Source organism: Pseudoalteromonas sp. NS-SX12 (assembly GCF_057367955.1).
This window is the reverse complement of the sequence record NZ_CM170634.1, coordinates 2,666,380-2,682,493: the sequence shown is the minus strand read 5'-3', so window position 1 is coordinate 2,682,493 and position 16,114 is coordinate 2,666,380. Positions and strand designations below refer to the sequence as shown.

The following is a 16,114-nucleotide window of genomic DNA, read 5'->3' as shown; positions in this document are numbered from 1 at the left end:
AGATACAAAAAAACCGCCAGTTGGCGGTTTTTTTAAGTGTGTATTTTCTACCAATTTACTTGAATAGCTGTTCATGCTAGCGGGTAAATATTTTGCTAACAGCGTTTGAATTTATTCAGCGCTATTTCTGAACACATACTCAACAGAATTGCTATTACATTACACGCATACCCGGCTGTGAACCGTCATCTGGGTTTAAGATGTAAATCTCTTTACCGCCAGGACCTGCAGCAAGCACCATACCTTCAGACATACCAAAGCGCATCTTACGTGGTTTAAGGTTTGCAACCATAACTGTAAGCTTACCCTCAATATCTTCTGGTTGATAAGCTGACTTAATGCCTGCAAACACTTGGCGTGTTTCGCCACCTAAATCAAGTGTAAGCTTTAATAACTTATCAGCGCCTTCAACGTGCTCTGCTTTTGCAATTTTAGCAACGCGTAGGTCAACCTTTGCAAAGTCGTTAAACTCAATTTCGTCAGCAATTGGCTCTTTTGCCAGTGGGCTATTTGGGTCAATTGCCGGTTTTGTTGGTGCAAGGCTTTCTTTTGATTCTTCAAGCATAGCGTTAACTTTATCCATTTCTACACGCTGCATAAGCGCTTTAAACTTACTAATTTCATGACCAGTTAGTGCTGTATTAATGCTCTGCCATGTTAGTTCGGTGTTCAAGAACGTTTCTACTTGCTCGGCCATTGCTGGAAGCACAGGCTTTAAGTAAGTCATTAATAACTTGAATAAGTTAATACCCATTGAACACACAAGGTGCGCTTCGTTTTGGGTCTCTTCGTTCTTAATTAACACCCACGGTGCTTTAGCATCAATATATTGGTTTGCTTTATCCGCTAACGCCATAATCTCACGAATGGCACGGCTGTACTCTCGGTTTTCAAACGAAGCTGCAATGCTTTCTTGTGCGTTTACAAACTCAGCAAGTAATTCAGGCTCTGCAATATCAGTGCTTAACTTGCCATCAAATTTCTTGGTGATAAAGCCAGCGCAACGGCTCGCAATATTCACTACTTTACCGACCAAGTCAGAGTTAACGCGCTGAGCAAAATCTTCTAGGTTTAAATCTAAATCAGTAATACCCGAATTTAGCTTCGCCGCGAAGTAGTAACGTAAGTACTCAGGGTTGTTAATGTGATCTAGGTATGTGCGCGCTTTAATAAAGGTGCCTTTTGATTTAGACATTTTAGCGCCATTTACCGTCACAAAACCGTGAGCAAATACATTGTTTGGCTTTCTAAAACCTGCGCCTTCTAACATCGCAGGCCAAAACAGGCTGTGGAAATAGACAATGTCTTTACCAATAAAGTGATATAGCTCGGCATCCGAATCGGTTGACCAAAATGCGTCGAAATCTAGACCAGATTTATCACATAAGTTTTTAAAGCTTGCCATGTAACCAATTGGTGCATCTAACCATACGTAGAAGTATTTACCTGGTGCACCAGGAATTTCGAAACCAAAATACGGTGCATCACGGCTGATATCCCATTGCTGTAGGCCATCTTCAAACCACTCGTTTAGTTTGTTTGCCATTTCGCCTTGAATTGCGCCTGAGGTTAACCACGATTTCAACATGTCTTCAAATGCTGGTAAATCGAAGAAGTAATGCTCAGAATCCTTTAATACAGGTGTTGAACCAGACATCACAGACTTTGGTGCTTCCAATTCAGTTGGGCTGTAAGTTGCGCCACATGCGTCACAGCTGTCACCATTTTGGTCTTCTGCTTTACAGCGAGGGCACGTGCCTGTTACGAAACGATCTGGTAAGAAAATACCTTTTTCTTCGTCAAATAGCTGAGAAATAGTACGTTTTTTAATATAGCCGCCATCATTTAGACGGTTATAAATTAACTCAGAAAACTGCTTGTTTTCCTCTGAGTGAGTGCTGTGGTAATTATCAAATTTAATATGAAAGTCAGCAAAGTCGCGCTGGCGCTCAACACTTACATTCGCCACCATTTCTTCTGGTGTAATACCTTGTTTTTGCGCGTTTAGCATGATCGGCGTACCGTGCGCATCATCGGCACATACATAATACGTTTCGTGACCACGTAATTTCTGGAAGCGCGACCAGATATCCGTTTGAATATACTCAAGTAAATGGCCTAGGTGAGTCGGGCCATTTGCATAAGGCAATGCACTTGTAATTAAGATTTTTCTTTGCGACATATCGTTTACCGTAAACTAGTGTGGTGACAACACCATTAAAATACCCAACGGGTAACACCTAACTTGTGAAAGCGAATATTAAACAGTACAACAAGCTAAGTTTAAAACTGGAGTTAAGGTCAGGAATATTACATAATTCCAGCGCGTATTTCATTAGCCAAATGAAGATTTACATGTTTAATATTAAAAATCTTTTCCGAGGGTCCAAAGCAGCCGAAAAAGCGCTGAAAAAACCACAAAATTCCGACCTGTTTGAGCAAATAAACAGTTTGCTCGGCGATTATCGCTCGGACGTCTTTCCTGTGGGGTTACAACAAGCGTGTAGTTTAGTCTCGGTGGATGATGTTGACGGTGTTAAAGTTGTACTAACGCTTCATTTTGCTGCCACGACAGAGCAACCTGCAATCGCCGTGTTTCTTTCAGAACAACTGCAAAAGCCGGTGCACGTGAGTGTGCAGGTGCAATTGCTCGAGCCTTTTCGCCATAGCACGATTAAACATATTATCTTAGTTGCCAGTGGCAAAGGTGGTGTCGGTAAATCAACCAGTGCCGTTAATTTGGCCCATGCGTTGAAGCAAAATGGTGCAGCGGTCGGGGTGCTAGATGCCGATATTTATGGCCCATCTATTCCGTTATTACTGGGGCTCGAAGATGCTAAACCTGAAGCAAAAGATGACAATACCCTGTTGCCGATAATGAAAGATGGGCTGGCGGCTCAGTCTATTGGCTTTTTGCTAGGCAAAGAGGATGCCACGGTGTGGCGGGGTCCTATGGCATCGACCGCGCTGATGCAATTACTAAACGAAACTGCATGGCCTGAACTTGATTATTTAATTGTGGATATGCCTCCTGGTACGGGAGATATTCAGCTCACCATGTCGCAAAAAATTCCAGCAAGTGGCGCTGTGATTGTTACAACACCACAAGATTTAGCGCTTGCCGATGCCAATAAGGGCATCGACATGTTTAATAAAGTTAAAGTGCCGATTTTAGGTTTGCTTGAAAATATGAGTTACTTTCACTGTCAACATTGTAATGGTATCAACCACGTATTTGGTGAAGACGGTGGTAAAGCACTTGCTCAGCGTATTGATGTACCATTACTTGGCCAAGTGCCGCTGGCCCATGCCATTCGCGAAAGTGGCGAAGCAGGTGAGTTTATTTCACATAATGCTGACAAGGCGCTCGTTGCCATTTATAATCGAGCGGCAAAACTTATTGCTAGTCATTTGTTTTATCAAGGAAGTGGCAGCAATCCCGTCGAAATTATTATAACGGACGATTAACTATGCGATTATGCGATACCCATATAAAAGAGTATCTAAACGCGGGTAAAATTAGCATTGATCCTGCACCAAAAGATGACATGATTTCCGGTGTGACGGTCGATTTACGATTAGGCAACAAATTTCGTGTATTTCAGGATCATAAAGCACCCTATGTTGATTTAAGTGGTCCAAAAGAGTTGGTGTCTGCGGCAATGGAATCGATTATGAGCGATGAAATTGTACTAGAAGAGGGAGAAGCATTCTTCCTACACCCGGGTGAACTTGCCCTTGCTATCACGTATGAAAGTGTCACTTTGCCTGACGATATCGTAGGATGGTTAGATGGCCGTTCGTCGCTTGCGCGTTTAGGCTTAATGGTTCACGTAACCGCTCACCGAATTGATCCAGGTTGGTCGGGTAATATCGTTCTTGAGTTTTATAACTCAGGCAAACTGCCATTAGCCCTTCGCCCGTATATGAAAATCGGGGCGCTTAGCTTTGAAACCATGTCTGGTCCGGCAGAGAACCCTTATAACCGCCGTAAAGACGCAAAATACAAAGGTCAATCCGGCGCTGTGGCTAGTCGTATTAGTGACGACAGCCAGTCTTAATCGTTTTGTTTATAGCGTGCCCGTACTTCTGCGGGCATGTGCTTAAATTGATTCTCCATCATCGCCTCTAAAGCCGTGTAAGCGGGCTCCATCGGTAGTTTTTCCGTCAAGTTTAGCGCGTAAGCAATTGCCTCTAAGCTCGATAAGCTATCAATACGGTTGGCTTTACGAATATGATACCGATTTTCCGGTAGCTGGCTAAAACTCACCTGTTTGAACTGACTCAAAATATCCAGACTAAAAAACAGTTTATTCGCTTTTTTCCAGGTACCATCAAGCACGATTAAATGGGTAAGGTGTGACGCGATATTGTTGTCTTCTAGTGGCTCAGCATCTTCTGTCGGGTACAAAAGGGCACTGGAATTTTGTGGCAGTTCTTTAAGTACGTCAAAATCTTCGGGTGTTTCACCGACTAAAACCGTAACATTAGAATAAATTAACTCGGCCAATCGCACTGTATTCTTTGCGTTTTTCTCTTCGCCTTTGTGTTGCAACACAATGATGTTAATGCGATTAGAAAGGGTTTTAACATGTGCACATATGCAATCAGTTTTAACAAAGTGGCATGTATTACAAGTGGGGCGGGCCATAAATGTGTAGTTTCGTCGCTAAAATGAGTAGTTTAATAGTCCGTGTTACTTCATTCAAGCACGCCGATTGATGCGTTAAATAAAAACTAAATATTGTGCTAAATATAGGAACTAACAGTTAATTTTTAAATCGGAATAGAAAAGTGGCGCATCTTGGTTTAATGTTAAAGTAAGTTAAATACTTTAATAGCTTACTATGAGTGAAATAGACGTAAACATTAATTCAGATGCACTGTTTGCTATGCAAGATCTGTTGCAAGATCAATTCTTACCTACCTTAGAATTCTGTCTGACAGAATTTGATCGCCTTTATCAAGATCTTGAAAACGATTTTGATAGTAATTTAACTGAGGCAACGCGACATGCCCATAGTTTAAAATCAAATGCGGCGCAATTTGGTGCAGACTCGCTTGCGCAAATCGCGAGACAACTCGAACACGCGCTTAACGAGTCAAATATGGCGCTGGCCAGCGAATTAAAAACGACTTTGCCCGCGCATATTTCTGCTACTAAAGACGCAATAAATAGACTAGTTTAATTATTTTATTCCATTAGTGTGTTTATCCTTTCGCTTTTAATGCAAATGCGATAGCCTGTGGCTTGAGCACGCGTTAGCTTTCAATTGATATATGCTTTTATTGGACTTATGTAACGACATAAGTCCGTTGCGCGTTTGGTTGTTATAAAAATAGAGCGTTTAAGGTAAACGCAAAAAATTGTATTTGGGGACGTTTGGCAGTGTTTAAAAAAAGCGATAAGTTACAAGGGGTTTGTTACGACATTCGTGGGCCAGTTTTAAAAATGGCACGCGAAATGGAAGATCAAGGGGAACAGGTATTAAAGTTAAATATTGGTAACCCTGCCGCCTTTGGCTTTGACATGCCAGAAGATATGTTAAAAGACATTATTCGAAATATGAGCGCTGCACAGGGTTATTGTGACTCAAAAGGCTTATATTCGGCCCGCGTTTCTATTTATCAATACTACCAAAATAAACAGTTTTCTAATTTATCAATCGATAATATTTTCATTGGTAATGGCGTTAGTGAGCTTATTCAAATGGCAACTCAAGCTTTACTTAACAGCCAAGATGAAGTGCTGATCCCGGCGCCTGATTATCCACTTTGGACGGCATCAGTTAAGCTAGCTGGTGGTAACCCAGTGCACTATTTGTGTGATGAAGAGCAAGACTGGTTTCCTGATATCAATGATATTAAAAGTAAAATTACGTCAAATACCAAAGCAATAGTGCTGATTAACCCAAATAACCCAACGGGCGCTGTTTACGACAAAGCATTGCTTAATGATCTGTTAGGTTTAGCAAGAGAGCACAATTTACTGGTATTTAGTGACGAGATTTACGAAAAAATCATCTACGACAATACGCCATACACCTCGATTGCAAGCCTGTGTGACGATGTACCAATTATTACCTTTAATGGGTTAGCAAAAACCTATCGCGCAGCGGGCCTTCGCATGGGTTGGATGGTACTCAGTGGTAAAGTTTCATTGTTAGATGAGTATATGCAAGGGCTCGAAATGCTTGCATCAATGCGTTTGTGTGCAAACGTACCTGCACAATATGCCATTCAACAAGCATTAGGTGGTGTGCAATCAATCGACGATCTGATTTTGCCAGGCGGCAGATTGTATCAGCAGCGTAATATGACATATGAAGGCTTAAACGCCATTGATGGTGTTTCGTGTGTAAAACCAAAGGGCGCACTGTATGCGTTTGCTAAGTTTGATCGTAAGCGCTTTAATGTCGATGACGATGAAAAGCTGATTTTAGACTTACTTAAGCAAGAGCGCACTTTATTAGTGCATGGACGTGCGTTTAATTGGCCGGATCCAGATCACTTCAGGCTTGTGTTTTTGCCACACCCAGACCAATTAACTCCTGCGATAGAGGGAATACAGCGCTTCTTTGCTAATTACCAGCAGCGCTAATATTGCTGACATACTGAGGATAAATTGTATCGAGTTGGTCAACTAAACTTGGCCAACCTGCCACATTTGAGTTTATCAGTAGCTTTTCAAGCAATTCTTTAGAGTGAATATTGCTGTAGTATTGCGCGCGGCTGATATGACTAATATGCCACGGCTCCTTTGCAACGCCCCCATTAAATTGCCTATAAGGTAAGAAAAATCCATACGTTTCAGCGTGTTGTTCAAGCCACTTTGCAAGTTCAAAAAACGGTCCACCCGACGCATACTCTTGTTGGCTAAGCGCCAATTGATAATCATCATCTACCTTATTTGCGTCAAACACGTCAAGGTCGGTGCCAAAGTGATGTCGACTTGCCCCAGGAATCGCACTAAACACCATGATTGCTTGGCATTTGTCTTGCTCGTTTAAGTGAGTTAAATCGACTGGCATGTCGTTGATATCAAACACAGGCCTGATTTGGTTAAACTTATTGTTCCAAATTAGGCTTTGCCTTTCAAAATCGCGAAAGCTAGAGGCAAGAGAGAGAATAATATTGCATTTGCTTGCTGCAACTTGCATTTGCTTAAGGTCGCGTATAATCGATTGCTCGACTAAGCGACCGTGATAATCGCATAAATGCGCTTGCGTAAGACCAAGCGCAGCCTGCTCATCTAGGTTAAACATTTAACTAAAATGGCCTCATACACATCAGCAAGGATCTCAAGATCGCGTGCGTTTACACATTCATTAACTTTATGAATGGTTGCATTGATAGGACCCAGTTCAACCACTTGTGCGCCTGTTTGTGCAATAAAACGCCCGTCAGATGTACCACCTGTGGTTTCAACCGATGTATCAATATGCTGTACATCTTTAATGGCTGCTACGGTTGCTTCAAGTAGTGGACCTTCATCGGTTAAAAAAGGCAGTCCGTTGTAAACCCAGCGAATATCATATTCAAGTCCGTGATGGTCTAAAATAGCAACAGTACGCGCAGTGAGCTCATCAGCGGTTACTTCAGTGCTATAGCGAAAGTTAAATTGCACTTCAACACTGCCCGGGATGACATTACCTGCACCAGTACCACCGTTTATATTTGAGATTTGAAAACTGGTGGCTGGGAAGTACTCGTTGCCGCTATCCCATTGCGTATTTGCCAGTTCGTCCAATGCGGGGGCAGCTAAATGAATTGGGTTTTTTGCAAGATGCGGGTAGGCGACATGGCCTTGCACACCTTTCACAGTAACAAACCCAGTCAATGAACCGCGACGACCATTTTTAACTACATCGCCTAAGGTATGGCTAGATGAAGGTTCGCCCACTAAGCACATATCAATTTTTTCGTTACGGGCTTCTAATACGTCAATCACCTTAGTCGTGCCATTAATAAACGGGCCTTCTTCGTCTGAGGTAATTAAAAAGGCGATACTTCCTTTATGATTTGGGTGCTTTTTAACAAAACGCTCAGTGGCAATCAGCATAGCGGCAAGCGAGCCTTTCATATCAGCGGCGCCGCGACCGTGAATATAGCCGTCGAGTAAATTACCCGAAAATGGTGGTTGATGCCATGCATCTGTTGGCCCAGTTGGTACCACGTCGGTGTGACCTGCAAAACAGAATAACGGGGCCTCAGTGCCTTTGCGCGCCCACATGTTTAATGTGTCGGTAAAAAATAAAGATTCAATATTAAATCCGAGCGGCGTTAGCAGTTCGGCCATTAAATCTTGGCAGCCGGCATCATCGGGTGTCACAGAGGGCTTTTGAATAAGCGCTTGGGTAAGGCTTACTACATTGTAATCACTCATGAGAAAATACTTTGATATTGATCTGCTTTAAAACCTAAATGGAATTCGCCATTTTTTTCTAAAATGGGGCGCTTAATCATGGCTGGTTGCTCTACTAATAGTGCGACCGCAGACTCGGCGTTAAGGTTCTCTTTAGTTGCATCATCGAGCTGGCGGTAGGTCGTGCCTCGCTTATTCAATACTTGTTGCCAATCTAGCTGTTGGCAAAAGTTATTTACCATCTCTGAGTTTACACCGTCTTTGCGGTAGTCATGAAAAGTGTATTCAATGTTGTTTTGTTCAAGCCACTTTTTTGCTTTTTTAATTGTGTCGCAGTTTGGAATGCCAAAAAGTTTAATCATGGTTAATTCGTTTTGTTAGTTTAAATAAAATACCGTTTGCGGCGGTTACGCGGCTCGCTTGATAATAACATTTATCAAGCACCTTGCTTAAGCGCTCAGGTTCAAGCAGTAAAATGCTCGCGAAAACACTGTGATGTTGTTTACGAAAATCAAAGCTAGCGACAAGTTGCCCAGGGGAAACCAAATCGCCAACCTTTAGGTGTTGTTTGAAGCCTGTCATTGGCAGAGATTGTTCATCTAGATTGACGAGCACTAGCAATTTAAGGCCTTGCTTTGATTTAAAGACAAACTCTAAACCACCTTGATTGACTGAGAGCAGAGTGCCTGAGAATGGCGCGAAAAGCTGATAATTGCTGATTTCTAATTCAACCCCTAATCCCAACAATTGATTGCGTACTAATGGGTTTGCGGCGTCGCTTTGCTTTATCACCCGACCGGAAAATGGCGCGTGAATAGCGAGGGCTGCATGTTTAACGCTGTAAAAATCTTGTTTTAACACGCGCATTAGCTATCAACCACTTTATAGCCTGCTTTTGATAAGTGAGTTGCGGCGTCATTAATTAATGATTTCTTCACCAAAATATAATCGGTATCAAATGTTGAGATTGCGAAAATGGAAATCTTTGCACTTGCCAGTACGCCCGAAATATTAGAAAGAATACCAGTCATAGAAAACCCAAGAGGGCCTAAAACCTCAAGCGCTGCCCAATCTTCTTCTTGCTCGTTTGAATCAAGTTTTACATGAGACGGGCATACAACCGAGAGCTCATCATAGGTGCGCGCAATAAAAAACACCTTGCTTTGATAAACGGCAGGTGGAATAGGTGTGTCTACGTCAAAACTGTGAATCGTAAAGGTTTCTTGCATTACGGCTAACGTTTGTTGAGACATATTACTCCCAAAAATCCTTGTGGTTTATAGCCTTACAATATCAAAAAAAATATCATCTGTAAGGCTATTTTCAACCTGATCAGCGGCTTTCTTGCGTTGCCTGTATCGCAGTTAATGCAATGGTGTAAACAATGTCGTCTACTAAGGCGCCACGAGATAGATCGTTTACCGGCTTGCGCATACCTTGCAGCATTGGACCGATAGAAATCAGGTCAGCGCTTCGTTGTACTGCTTTGTATGTTGTATTACCTGTATTGAGATCTGGGAATACAAACACCGTTGCTTTACCGGCAACTTTACTGTCAGGTGCTTTTTTCTTCGCTACGCTTTCCATAATGGCAGCGTCGTATTGCAGTGGGCCATCAATTAATAGATCAGGGCGCTTTGCCTGAGCAAGTTCGGTAGCTAAACGTACTTTTTCAACGTCATCACCGGTACCTGATGTACCTGTGCTGTAGCTGATCATCGCAACGCGTGGTTCAATGCCAAATGCGGCTGCGCTATCAGCCGATTGAATGGCGATATCGGCTAATTGCTCTGCTGTTGGATCAGGGTTAATTGCACAGTCGCCGTAAACCAATACTTGATCTGGTAAAAGCATAAAGAACACGGATGATACCAGTGAGCTATTTGGCGCTGTTTTAATCAACTGTAGCGGCGGACGAATTGTATTGGCTGTAGTGTGCACCGCGCCCGAAACAAGGCCATCCACTTTATTCTCTGCGAGCATCATGGTGCCTAACACTACGTTATCTTGCAGTTGTTCTTCGGCAATAACTTCCGTTAAGCCTTTGTGTTTACGTAGCTCAACCATAGGCGCAATGTAGTTTTGTCGTACAATGCTCGGATCTTGAATTTCAACGTTATCGTTTAGCTGTACACCTTGTTGCTCAGCAATACGTTCAATTTCTTCGCGGTCGCCAAGTAAAACTGTACGGGCAATGTTACGCTCGCCGCAAATTGCCGCAGCTTTAATTGTGCGCGGTTCGTTGCCTTCAGGCAAGACAATGGTTTTTTGCGCTGAGCGTGCAGTAGATGACAGTAAATGACGAAACGCTGGTGGAGACATTTTACGATTTAGCGCAACGCCCTGCGTCAGTGATTCTAACCAGTCTTTATCGATATGGCGTGCATTATGGTCTTTTACTTTTTCGATACGTTGTTCATCGTCTACTGGTACTTCAAGATTAAAGCTTTGTAGTAGAATCGAGGTACGCCAAGTGTCGTTTTCTGTACAAATAATTGGCAGGCCAGTGTCAAACGCTTGTTCGCACAATTTTAAAATGCGTTCTTCAGGTTTAAAGCCACCGGTTAACAGTACCGCACCAATTTTTGTACCATTCATTGCTGATAAACAGGCTGCAACTAACACATCCGAGCGATCACCCGGCGTTACTAATAATGCACCCGGTGAAAAGTGGTTAAGAATATTTGATACGGTACGTGCACAGAATGTAACGCTTCTTAAACGGCGATGCTCGATATCACCGTAATTTAAAATTTCAGCGTTGAGGTGCTTGGCTAAGTCCATTACGCGCGGCGCAACTAAATCTTGGTACCATGGTACTGAACCTAATAGCTTAAACGGCTTTTTACGAAATAGTGGCAGCGATGCAATGCGATTAAGCTCAATTTGCAAGCTTTCATCATTACTTGGCTCAATAAAGTCAGTGCGAATATTACCTTCTTCATCTAGTGGTGCATTTACTTTATTGAAAATACAACCTAGTACGCGAGGGTGTTCAACGCCACCGTATAAACTTGCTGCTAGCTCAATACGGTCTTCAATTTCGTCTACGTCATCGTTACTTGGCGTTAAAACGAATACAATGTGCGCACCAAGGGTTTGTGCAATTTCACGGTTTACGCGGCCAACATAAGGTTGCTTACGTGTCGGTACCATACCTTCAATAATTGCAACATCATCTTTGCCAACATGTTTTTCAAAACGTCCAACAATTTCTTCAAGTAAAACTTCCGTTTTACCGTCGCCAATCATTTGCTCCGCGGTATGTAAATCGATTGATTTCGCTGGGTTAATGGTTGAGCCAATTTTAACGATTTCGGTAGATAACTCTGGCCCAGTTTTTTTACCGCGAGGCTGCGAAATAGGTTTAAAAAAGTTAACTTTTACCGATTTTTTTTCAAGGGCACGTACTAAGCCCACAGAAACCGAGGTAAGGCCAACGCCCGTTGATACGGGAATAAGCATAATGCGATGTGACATTAGCGTGCCTCCACAAGCTTATGAGCGTCCATCGCGATAACCCATTCTTCATTGGTTGGTACAACAAGCACTTTTGCACCTAATGGGTTTGACGCGATTACGCCACTATTACCGAAGCGCGCTGCAAGGTTGGCATCGCTATCAAGTTCAAAAGCAAAATAAGCCAATAATTGAATGACTTTTTCACGAATAAGTGATGAGTTTTCGCCAATGCCACCGGTAAAAGCAATGGCATCAAGCTGGCCTAATGGTACAACGTATGACGCGATGTACTTAGCAAGACGGTAACAAAACACATCAAGAGCAAGCTTAGCTTGTACGTGATTTTGTTCGGCTGCTTCTTCAATTTCTCGACAATCGCTCGAAAGTTCGCTTAAGCCAAGTAAGCCACTTTGTTTATTTAGTAATGCGTCGATTTGGCTGTTTGAATAGTCAAGTGTGGTTGATAAATAGTTGTAAAGACCTGCGTCTAAATCCCCTGAACGCGTACCCATTACAAGGCCTTCAAGCGGTGTTAAACCCATACTGGTATCAACGCTTTTGCCGTTTTTAACCGCTGTAACAGAGCAGCCATTGCCTAAGTGCGCAGTAATAATCGCACTTTGTTCTATTGGCTTATCAATTAATTTAGCAGCTTCATTAGCAACAAAGAAGTGGCTCGTGCCGTGGAAGCCGTAACGGCGCACCCCGTGCTCTTTGTATAGCGAAAGCGGTAGCGCATATAAGTACGCTTGCTTTTCCATTGTTTGGTGGAATGCTGTATCAAATACTGCAACTTGCGGTAGGTTTGCAAATGCCGCTTGTGCCGCGCGAATACCCATTAAATTAGCTGGGTTGTGAAGTGGTGCGAGGGCAACATTGCTTTCGATGCTATTTAATACAGCGCTATCAATGATTACTGAGCCGGTAAATGCTTCGCCGCCATGAACGACGCGATGGCCTACCGCAATTAAGCTGCTACTTAAGTTTTGCTGTTTAATTAGATTAACGATTTCTGCAATGGCAGTGTCGTGCTGTGCCCCTTTTGGTAATTCGATTTTATGCTTTTCACCGTTAAGTTTGTAACTTAGCGATGCATTATCAAGTGATAAACACTCGGCTAAGCCGGTTAGGCTTGCTGCGCCGGTTGTGGCATCGATAATGGCAAATTTTAAACTTGAACTTCCACAATTTAATACGAGCACATTGTGCGACATAGTTAATAGTTTCCTTAAATAGATTTTTCGGCAGTCATTTCAGACTATGGTATACTTGACTTTATTAGTTGCAATTTTACCCTAAAATTTACTTTTTCGTTAGGTAATTCTAGAAACTCAATGCAATTTCGAGGTGGTAATGCAAAAATCGATGTTAGCGCAAATTTCTGATGGGCATCACTACAGCAAAACATGGCCGTTGGAGCCTAAATTAGGCGCTGTATTTTTGGAGTTTCGTGTCATAAAGGCAACTAAGCTTGCCATTAAAGTTGTGCCTTTGCTTGCGGTGTTAAGTGTGTTTGTGCAGGTAAACTTTTTAAGTCTTGAATATTTACCGCAAGCGTTAACCTTTTCTTTATTTTTGTTGTCAATGCCAGTGCAAGGTTTGTATTGGTTGGGCAAGCGTGCCAATACGTTGCTACCGCCCCAAGAAGCGGTGTGGTTTCGCGAGGTTTACGGCAAAATGACTGAGCACGGGGTCGAGCCGCCAGTATCAATTAGCAAACCGCGTTACGGCGATTTGGCATATCTGCTTAAAGAGGTGTACGACAAAATGGATAATGCGTTTAAACGCGATCTTTTTTAAATACCCTGCGATAACCAAAAAGTATCAGGGCTTTAGCTGATACTTTTTTGTATTCGCGCAATGCTTTGTGAGATTAAGCATTGCCTTTGTTAAACACACTTACATAAAACGACAGGGTTACTGTAAAAGGTGTTTTCTCTCTGAGAGAGTGCCAATGCTCTGGGCGAAATTTCCACGCAAATGGTGTCATTTTAATTAATTCAGTTAACGCATCGAGCTCTAAACTAACTACTTGGGTATGTAACGTATGGCTTTGAAGGTTAAAGCCAGCCGGCGCTTCAACTGCTTGATGTGGTCTTACTTCGTTATAAATAATCGATTTTAACTCAGTTAAGTGGTTATCACCTGGGCTTGCAACAATTAGCGTACCGTTGTCGTTTACAAGACGATTTAATTCATCGCTAAACAGTGGTGAAAATACACTGGTTACAATATCAAACGCTGCATCGTTAAATGGTGCATTCGACGATGAAGCAACACTAAAATGGCAATTTTTAAAGCGCTTAGCAGCATATTTAACCGCAGGTTTTGAAATGTCGAGCCCGTAAGTCGTTGCGACATTCTCACATTCATCAAATTTGTGGGTATAAAAACCTTCGCCACAACCAACATCTAGCAACGTGCTGTTATTCGCCAGTGCTTCAATCTGTTGGCAAATCGCATCGCGTAAAAAATTATAGTGACAACGGGCTAAAAACGCGCGTCGTGCCATAACCATTTCTTTGTTATCGCCCGGATCTTTACTTTTTTTGTTTTGCACGGGCAGCAGGTTGATATAACCTTCTTTGGCTTTATCAAAACTGTGGTTATTGGCGCAAATTAAACGATGTGTGTCATCGGCAAGTGGCGTCTGGCACATAGGGCAAAAATAAAGTTGAGACATTTAAATCTGGTTACACGATAAATAATCGCATGATTATAACCTTAAACCACCAGCAGATACGAGATTAGTGCACCATAAACTCGGCTCTTTCAAAATATGTGGTTTAGCGCGCTAAATACTCGTTGTCGTAAAAGGTTCTTACCCAATGAGGGCGATAAATAATTAACACCGTCATTGCCATGCCGTTGATGGTGGCTTCTGGAAACCAGATGAGGCTTGCTAAAAAAGTGTAATTATCAAGTAATGTTTGCCAATCATAGTGGCCAGAAAAATAATGATAGCCTGTCATTAAGCCAATATGAAACACGGCGGTAAGGCCAGCGCCTAAAAAGCTATTAACAAAGATATAAACAAATAAATGGCGGGTAATGTATTGGTAGCACAATAAAAACAGTGCGTAGCTAAACAAAATAGGCAAAAGCGAGGTAAATAGGGCATAGCTGCCAATTTGCTCAAACGGTACTAAACCAAGGCCTAACTGTAAACTATGGCTAAGCGCTGCAGTGAGAATTGCAAGGCGAGGACCAAGCGTTAACGTTACACCAGTCAGCGCTAAAACGTGAATATCAAGACCGGGATAAAGCCCAGCCTTGAGTGACCAAAAGCCAACTAACATTAGGCTGATGGCGAGCACGCTTCGCTGCACAACTTGATTTGATAAAAGAATATGACGCGTGGTCGCATTCAGTGATTTAATCACTGCAATTGCAAATAACAACAAACAGGTTAATTCAGCTAAATCAAATTGCACAGGGTTACCTACCAATTGACTCGGTTAAATATCAAATGTTGCCCAAATTGGCGCGTGATCTGATGGCTTTTCAATGCCGCGCAGCTCGTAATCAATATCTGATTCGATGCACTTTGCTGCAAGCGCTTTGGTTGCTAGTACAACATCAATACGCAGACCGCGGTTATCATCAAACCCTTTAGAACGGTAGTCAAACCACGAGTACTTTTCTGTGGCGTCTGGCGTTAATGCTCTGAAGGTATCAACAAATCCCCAATCGAGCAGGCGAGCAAGCCATTCGCGTTCTTCTGGTTGGAATGAACATTTACCAGTTTTTAGCCAGCGTTTACGATTAGGCTCACCAATACCGATATCTAAATCGAGCGGTGAAATATTAATATCACCCATTACGATAATTTGCTCTTCAGGATCATGACTTGCTAAATAAGTCATTAAATCGAGATAGAACTGACGTTTGTATGGGAATTTAGTTTCGTGGGCAATGTTGTCACCCTGCGGGAAGTAGCCGTTTAAAATTTTAACCGGATTACCGTTTTTATCTGCTACTGTCGCAATAATCATGCGTTTTTGCGATTCTTCAGTATCGGTCGGAAAGCCTTTTTCAATTGCGATTGGCGCTTGTTTAGTAAGAACCGCCACGCCGTAATGGGCTTTTTGACCATGAAATGCAACGTGATATCCCATCGCTTCAACATCTTCGATAGGGAAAGCTTCATCATGTACTTTAATTTCTTGAAGGCCAATTACGTCAGGCTGATGCTTGTCGATAACCGCTTGTAGTTGATGCAAACGAGCACGTAAGCCGTTTATATTAAAACTGATAACTTTCATTGTTCACCTTGTTATCCACATC

17 protein-coding genes are annotated in these 16,114 nt (G+C 42.4%); 5 read left to right on the top strand and 12 right to left on the bottom strand.

The window, feature by feature from the left end; translation table 11 throughout:
* Positions 1-154: 154 nt before the first annotated feature.
* Complete coding sequence (metG, locus tag AC2IOM_RS12440; protein WP_054979447.1) at positions 155-2,182, bottom strand: methionine--tRNA ligase; 2,028 nt, start codon at positions 2,180-2,182, stop codon at positions 155-157.
* Positions 2,183-2,355: 173 nt separating this feature from the next.
* On the opposite strand from metG, the gene apbC reads away from it, so the two are divergent.
* Positions 2,356-3,468 carry an iron-sulfur cluster carrier protein ApbC gene (gene apbC, locus AC2IOM_RS12435; RefSeq protein ID WP_486358547.1) on the top strand — a complete coding sequence of 371 codons (1,113 nt, stop codon included), beginning with the start codon at positions 2,356-2,358 and terminating at the stop codon, positions 3,466-3,468.
* Between the two features lie 2 nt (positions 3,469-3,470).
* Positions 3,471-4,061, top strand: a complete 591-nt coding sequence (gene dcd, locus AC2IOM_RS12430) for a dCTP deaminase (RefSeq protein WP_010560300.1) — start codon at positions 3,471-3,473, stop codon at positions 4,059-4,061.
* Here the strand turns inward: dcd and AC2IOM_RS12425 are convergent.
* Positions 4,058-4,651 carry a tRNA-uridine aminocarboxypropyltransferase gene (locus AC2IOM_RS12425; RefSeq protein ID WP_486358546.1) on the bottom strand — a complete coding sequence of 198 codons (594 nt, stop codon included), beginning with the start codon at positions 4,649-4,651 and terminating at the stop codon, positions 4,058-4,060. The two genes, dcd and AC2IOM_RS12425, sit on opposite strands and share 4 nt — an antisense overlap.
* 196 nt (positions 4,652-4,847) lie before the next feature.
* On the opposite strand from AC2IOM_RS12425, the gene AC2IOM_RS12420 reads away from it, so the two are divergent.
* Both AC2IOM_RS12420 and AC2IOM_RS12415 read left to right on the top strand, forming a co-directional pair.
* The gene (locus AC2IOM_RS12420; RefSeq protein WP_010560298.1) at positions 4,848-5,189 is read left to right on the top strand and encodes an Hpt domain-containing protein; all 342 of its coding nucleotides are present in this window, start codon (positions 4,848-4,850) and stop codon (positions 5,187-5,189) included.
* 194 nt (positions 5,190-5,383) lie between these two features.
* On the top strand, positions 5,384-6,601 hold the full coding sequence (locus AC2IOM_RS12415) for a pyridoxal phosphate-dependent aminotransferase (RefSeq protein WP_010560297.1): 1,218 nt from the start codon (positions 5,384-5,386) through the stop codon (positions 6,599-6,601).
* Here AC2IOM_RS12415 and AC2IOM_RS12410 read toward each other — a convergent pair.
* From AC2IOM_RS12410 to AC2IOM_RS12380, 7 genes are all read right to left on the bottom strand, one after another.
* The gene (locus AC2IOM_RS12410; RefSeq protein WP_486358545.1) at positions 6,582-7,265 is read right to left on the bottom strand and encodes a M15 family metallopeptidase; all 684 of its coding nucleotides are present in this window, start codon (positions 7,263-7,265) and stop codon (positions 6,582-6,584) included. The two genes, AC2IOM_RS12415 and AC2IOM_RS12410, sit on opposite strands and share 20 nt — an antisense overlap.
* On the bottom strand, positions 7,253-8,386 hold the full coding sequence (gene dapE, locus AC2IOM_RS12405) for a succinyl-diaminopimelate desuccinylase (RefSeq protein WP_486358544.1): 1,134 nt from the start codon (positions 8,384-8,386) through the stop codon (positions 7,253-7,255). The genes AC2IOM_RS12410 and dapE overlap by 13 nt, the downstream gene beginning before the upstream one ends.
* Positions 8,383-8,727 carry an ArsC family reductase gene (locus AC2IOM_RS12400; protein ID WP_010560294.1) on the bottom strand — a complete coding sequence of 115 codons (345 nt, stop codon included), beginning with the start codon at positions 8,725-8,727 and terminating at the stop codon, positions 8,383-8,385. The genes dapE and AC2IOM_RS12400 overlap by 4 nt, the downstream gene beginning before the upstream one ends.
* The gene (locus AC2IOM_RS12395) at positions 8,720-9,232 is read right to left on the bottom strand and encodes a PTS glucose transporter subunit IIA (RefSeq protein WP_486358543.1); all 513 of its coding nucleotides are present in this window, start codon (positions 9,230-9,232) and stop codon (positions 8,720-8,722) included. Before AC2IOM_RS12395 ends, AC2IOM_RS12400 begins: the two co-directional genes overlap by 8 nt.
* Positions 9,232-9,618: an ACT domain-containing protein gene (locus tag AC2IOM_RS12390; RefSeq protein ID WP_010560292.1), complete on the bottom strand. Its 387-nt coding sequence runs from the start codon at positions 9,616-9,618 to the stop codon at positions 9,232-9,234. The genes AC2IOM_RS12395 and AC2IOM_RS12390 overlap by 1 nt, the downstream gene beginning before the upstream one ends.
* Positions 9,619-9,697: 79 nt before the next feature.
* On the bottom strand, positions 9,698-11,845 hold the full coding sequence (pta, locus tag AC2IOM_RS12385; RefSeq protein ID WP_010560291.1) for a phosphate acetyltransferase: 2,148 nt from the start codon (positions 11,843-11,845) through the stop codon (positions 9,698-9,700).
* The gene (locus AC2IOM_RS12380) at positions 11,845-13,041 is read right to left on the bottom strand and encodes an acetate kinase (protein ID WP_486358542.1); all 1,197 of its coding nucleotides are present in this window, start codon (positions 13,039-13,041) and stop codon (positions 11,845-11,847) included. Before AC2IOM_RS12380 ends, pta begins: the two co-directional genes overlap by 1 nt.
* Before the next feature lie 139 nt (positions 13,042-13,180).
* Here AC2IOM_RS12380 and yfbV point away from each other — a divergent pair, with 139 nt between their 5' ends.
* Positions 13,181-13,627: a terminus macrodomain insulation protein YfbV gene (gene yfbV, locus AC2IOM_RS12375; protein ID WP_486358541.1), complete on the top strand. Its 447-nt coding sequence runs from the start codon at positions 13,181-13,183 to the stop codon at positions 13,625-13,627.
* A 73-nt stretch (positions 13,628-13,700) separates the two neighbouring features.
* Here the strand turns inward: yfbV and rlmA are convergent, their stop codons facing one another.
* The 3 genes from rlmA to xthA all read right to left on the bottom strand — a co-directional run bounded on the left by rlmA (position 13,701) and on the right by xthA (position 16,092).
* Positions 13,701-14,510 carry a 23S rRNA (guanine(745)-N(1))-methyltransferase gene (rlmA, locus tag AC2IOM_RS12370; protein WP_486358540.1) on the bottom strand — a complete coding sequence of 270 codons (810 nt, stop codon included), beginning with the start codon at positions 14,508-14,510 and terminating at the stop codon, positions 13,701-13,703.
* A gap of 103 nt (positions 14,511-14,613) precedes the next feature.
* On the bottom strand, positions 14,614-15,261 hold the full coding sequence (locus AC2IOM_RS12365) for a hypothetical protein (RefSeq protein ID WP_395387908.1): 648 nt from the start codon (positions 15,259-15,261) through the stop codon (positions 14,614-14,616).
* 24 nt (positions 15,262-15,285) lie between these two features.
* On the bottom strand, positions 15,286-16,092 hold the full coding sequence (gene xthA, locus AC2IOM_RS12360) for an exodeoxyribonuclease III (protein ID WP_010560286.1): 807 nt from the start codon (positions 16,090-16,092) through the stop codon (positions 15,286-15,288).
* Positions 16,093-16,114: the final 22 nt, after the last annotated feature.

Coding starts and splice junctions, on each gene's coding strand:
- metG (WP_054979447.1), bottom strand. CDS start 2,182: ATGTCGCAAAGAAAAATCTTAATTACAAGTGCATTGCCTTATGCAAAT.
- apbC (WP_486358547.1), top strand. CDS start 2,356: ATGTTTAATATTAAAAATCTTTTCCGAGGGTCCAAAGCAGCCGAAAAA.
- dcd (WP_010560300.1), top strand. CDS start 3,471: ATGCGATTATGCGATACCCATATAAAAGAGTATCTAAACGCGGGTAAA.
- AC2IOM_RS12425 (WP_486358546.1), bottom strand. CDS start 4,651: ATGGCCCGCCCCACTTGTAATACATGCCACTTTGTTAAAACTGATTGC.
- AC2IOM_RS12420 (WP_010560298.1), top strand. CDS start 4,848: ATGAGTGAAATAGACGTAAACATTAATTCAGATGCACTGTTTGCTATG.
- AC2IOM_RS12410 (WP_486358545.1), bottom strand. CDS start 7,265: ATGTTTAACCTAGATGAGCAGGCTGCGCTTGGTCTTACGCAAGCGCAT.
- dapE (WP_486358544.1), bottom strand. CDS start 8,386: ATGAGTGATTACAATGTAGTAAGCCTTACCCAAGCGCTTATTCAAAAG.
- AC2IOM_RS12400 (WP_010560294.1), bottom strand. CDS start 8,727: ATGATTAAACTTTTTGGCATTCCAAACTGCGACACAATTAAAAAAGCA.
- AC2IOM_RS12395 (WP_486358543.1), bottom strand. CDS start 9,232: ATGCGCGTGTTAAAACAAGATTTTTACAGCGTTAAACATGCAGCCCTC.
- AC2IOM_RS12390 (WP_010560292.1), bottom strand. CDS start 9,618: ATGTCTCAACAAACGTTAGCCGTAATGCAAGAAACCTTTACGATTCAC.
- pta (WP_010560291.1), bottom strand. CDS start 11,845: ATGTCACATCGCATTATGCTTATTCCCGTATCAACGGGCGTTGGCCTT.
- AC2IOM_RS12380 (WP_486358542.1), bottom strand. CDS start 13,041: ATGTCGCACAATGTGCTCGTATTAAATTGTGGAAGTTCAAGTTTAAAA.
- yfbV (WP_486358541.1), top strand. CDS start 13,181: ATGCAAAAATCGATGTTAGCGCAAATTTCTGATGGGCATCACTACAGC.
- rlmA (WP_486358540.1), bottom strand. CDS start 14,510: ATGTCTCAACTTTATTTTTGCCCTATGTGCCAGACGCCACTTGCCGAT.
- xthA (WP_010560286.1), bottom strand. CDS start 16,092: ATGAAAGTTATCAGTTTTAATATAAACGGCTTACGTGCTCGTTTGCAT.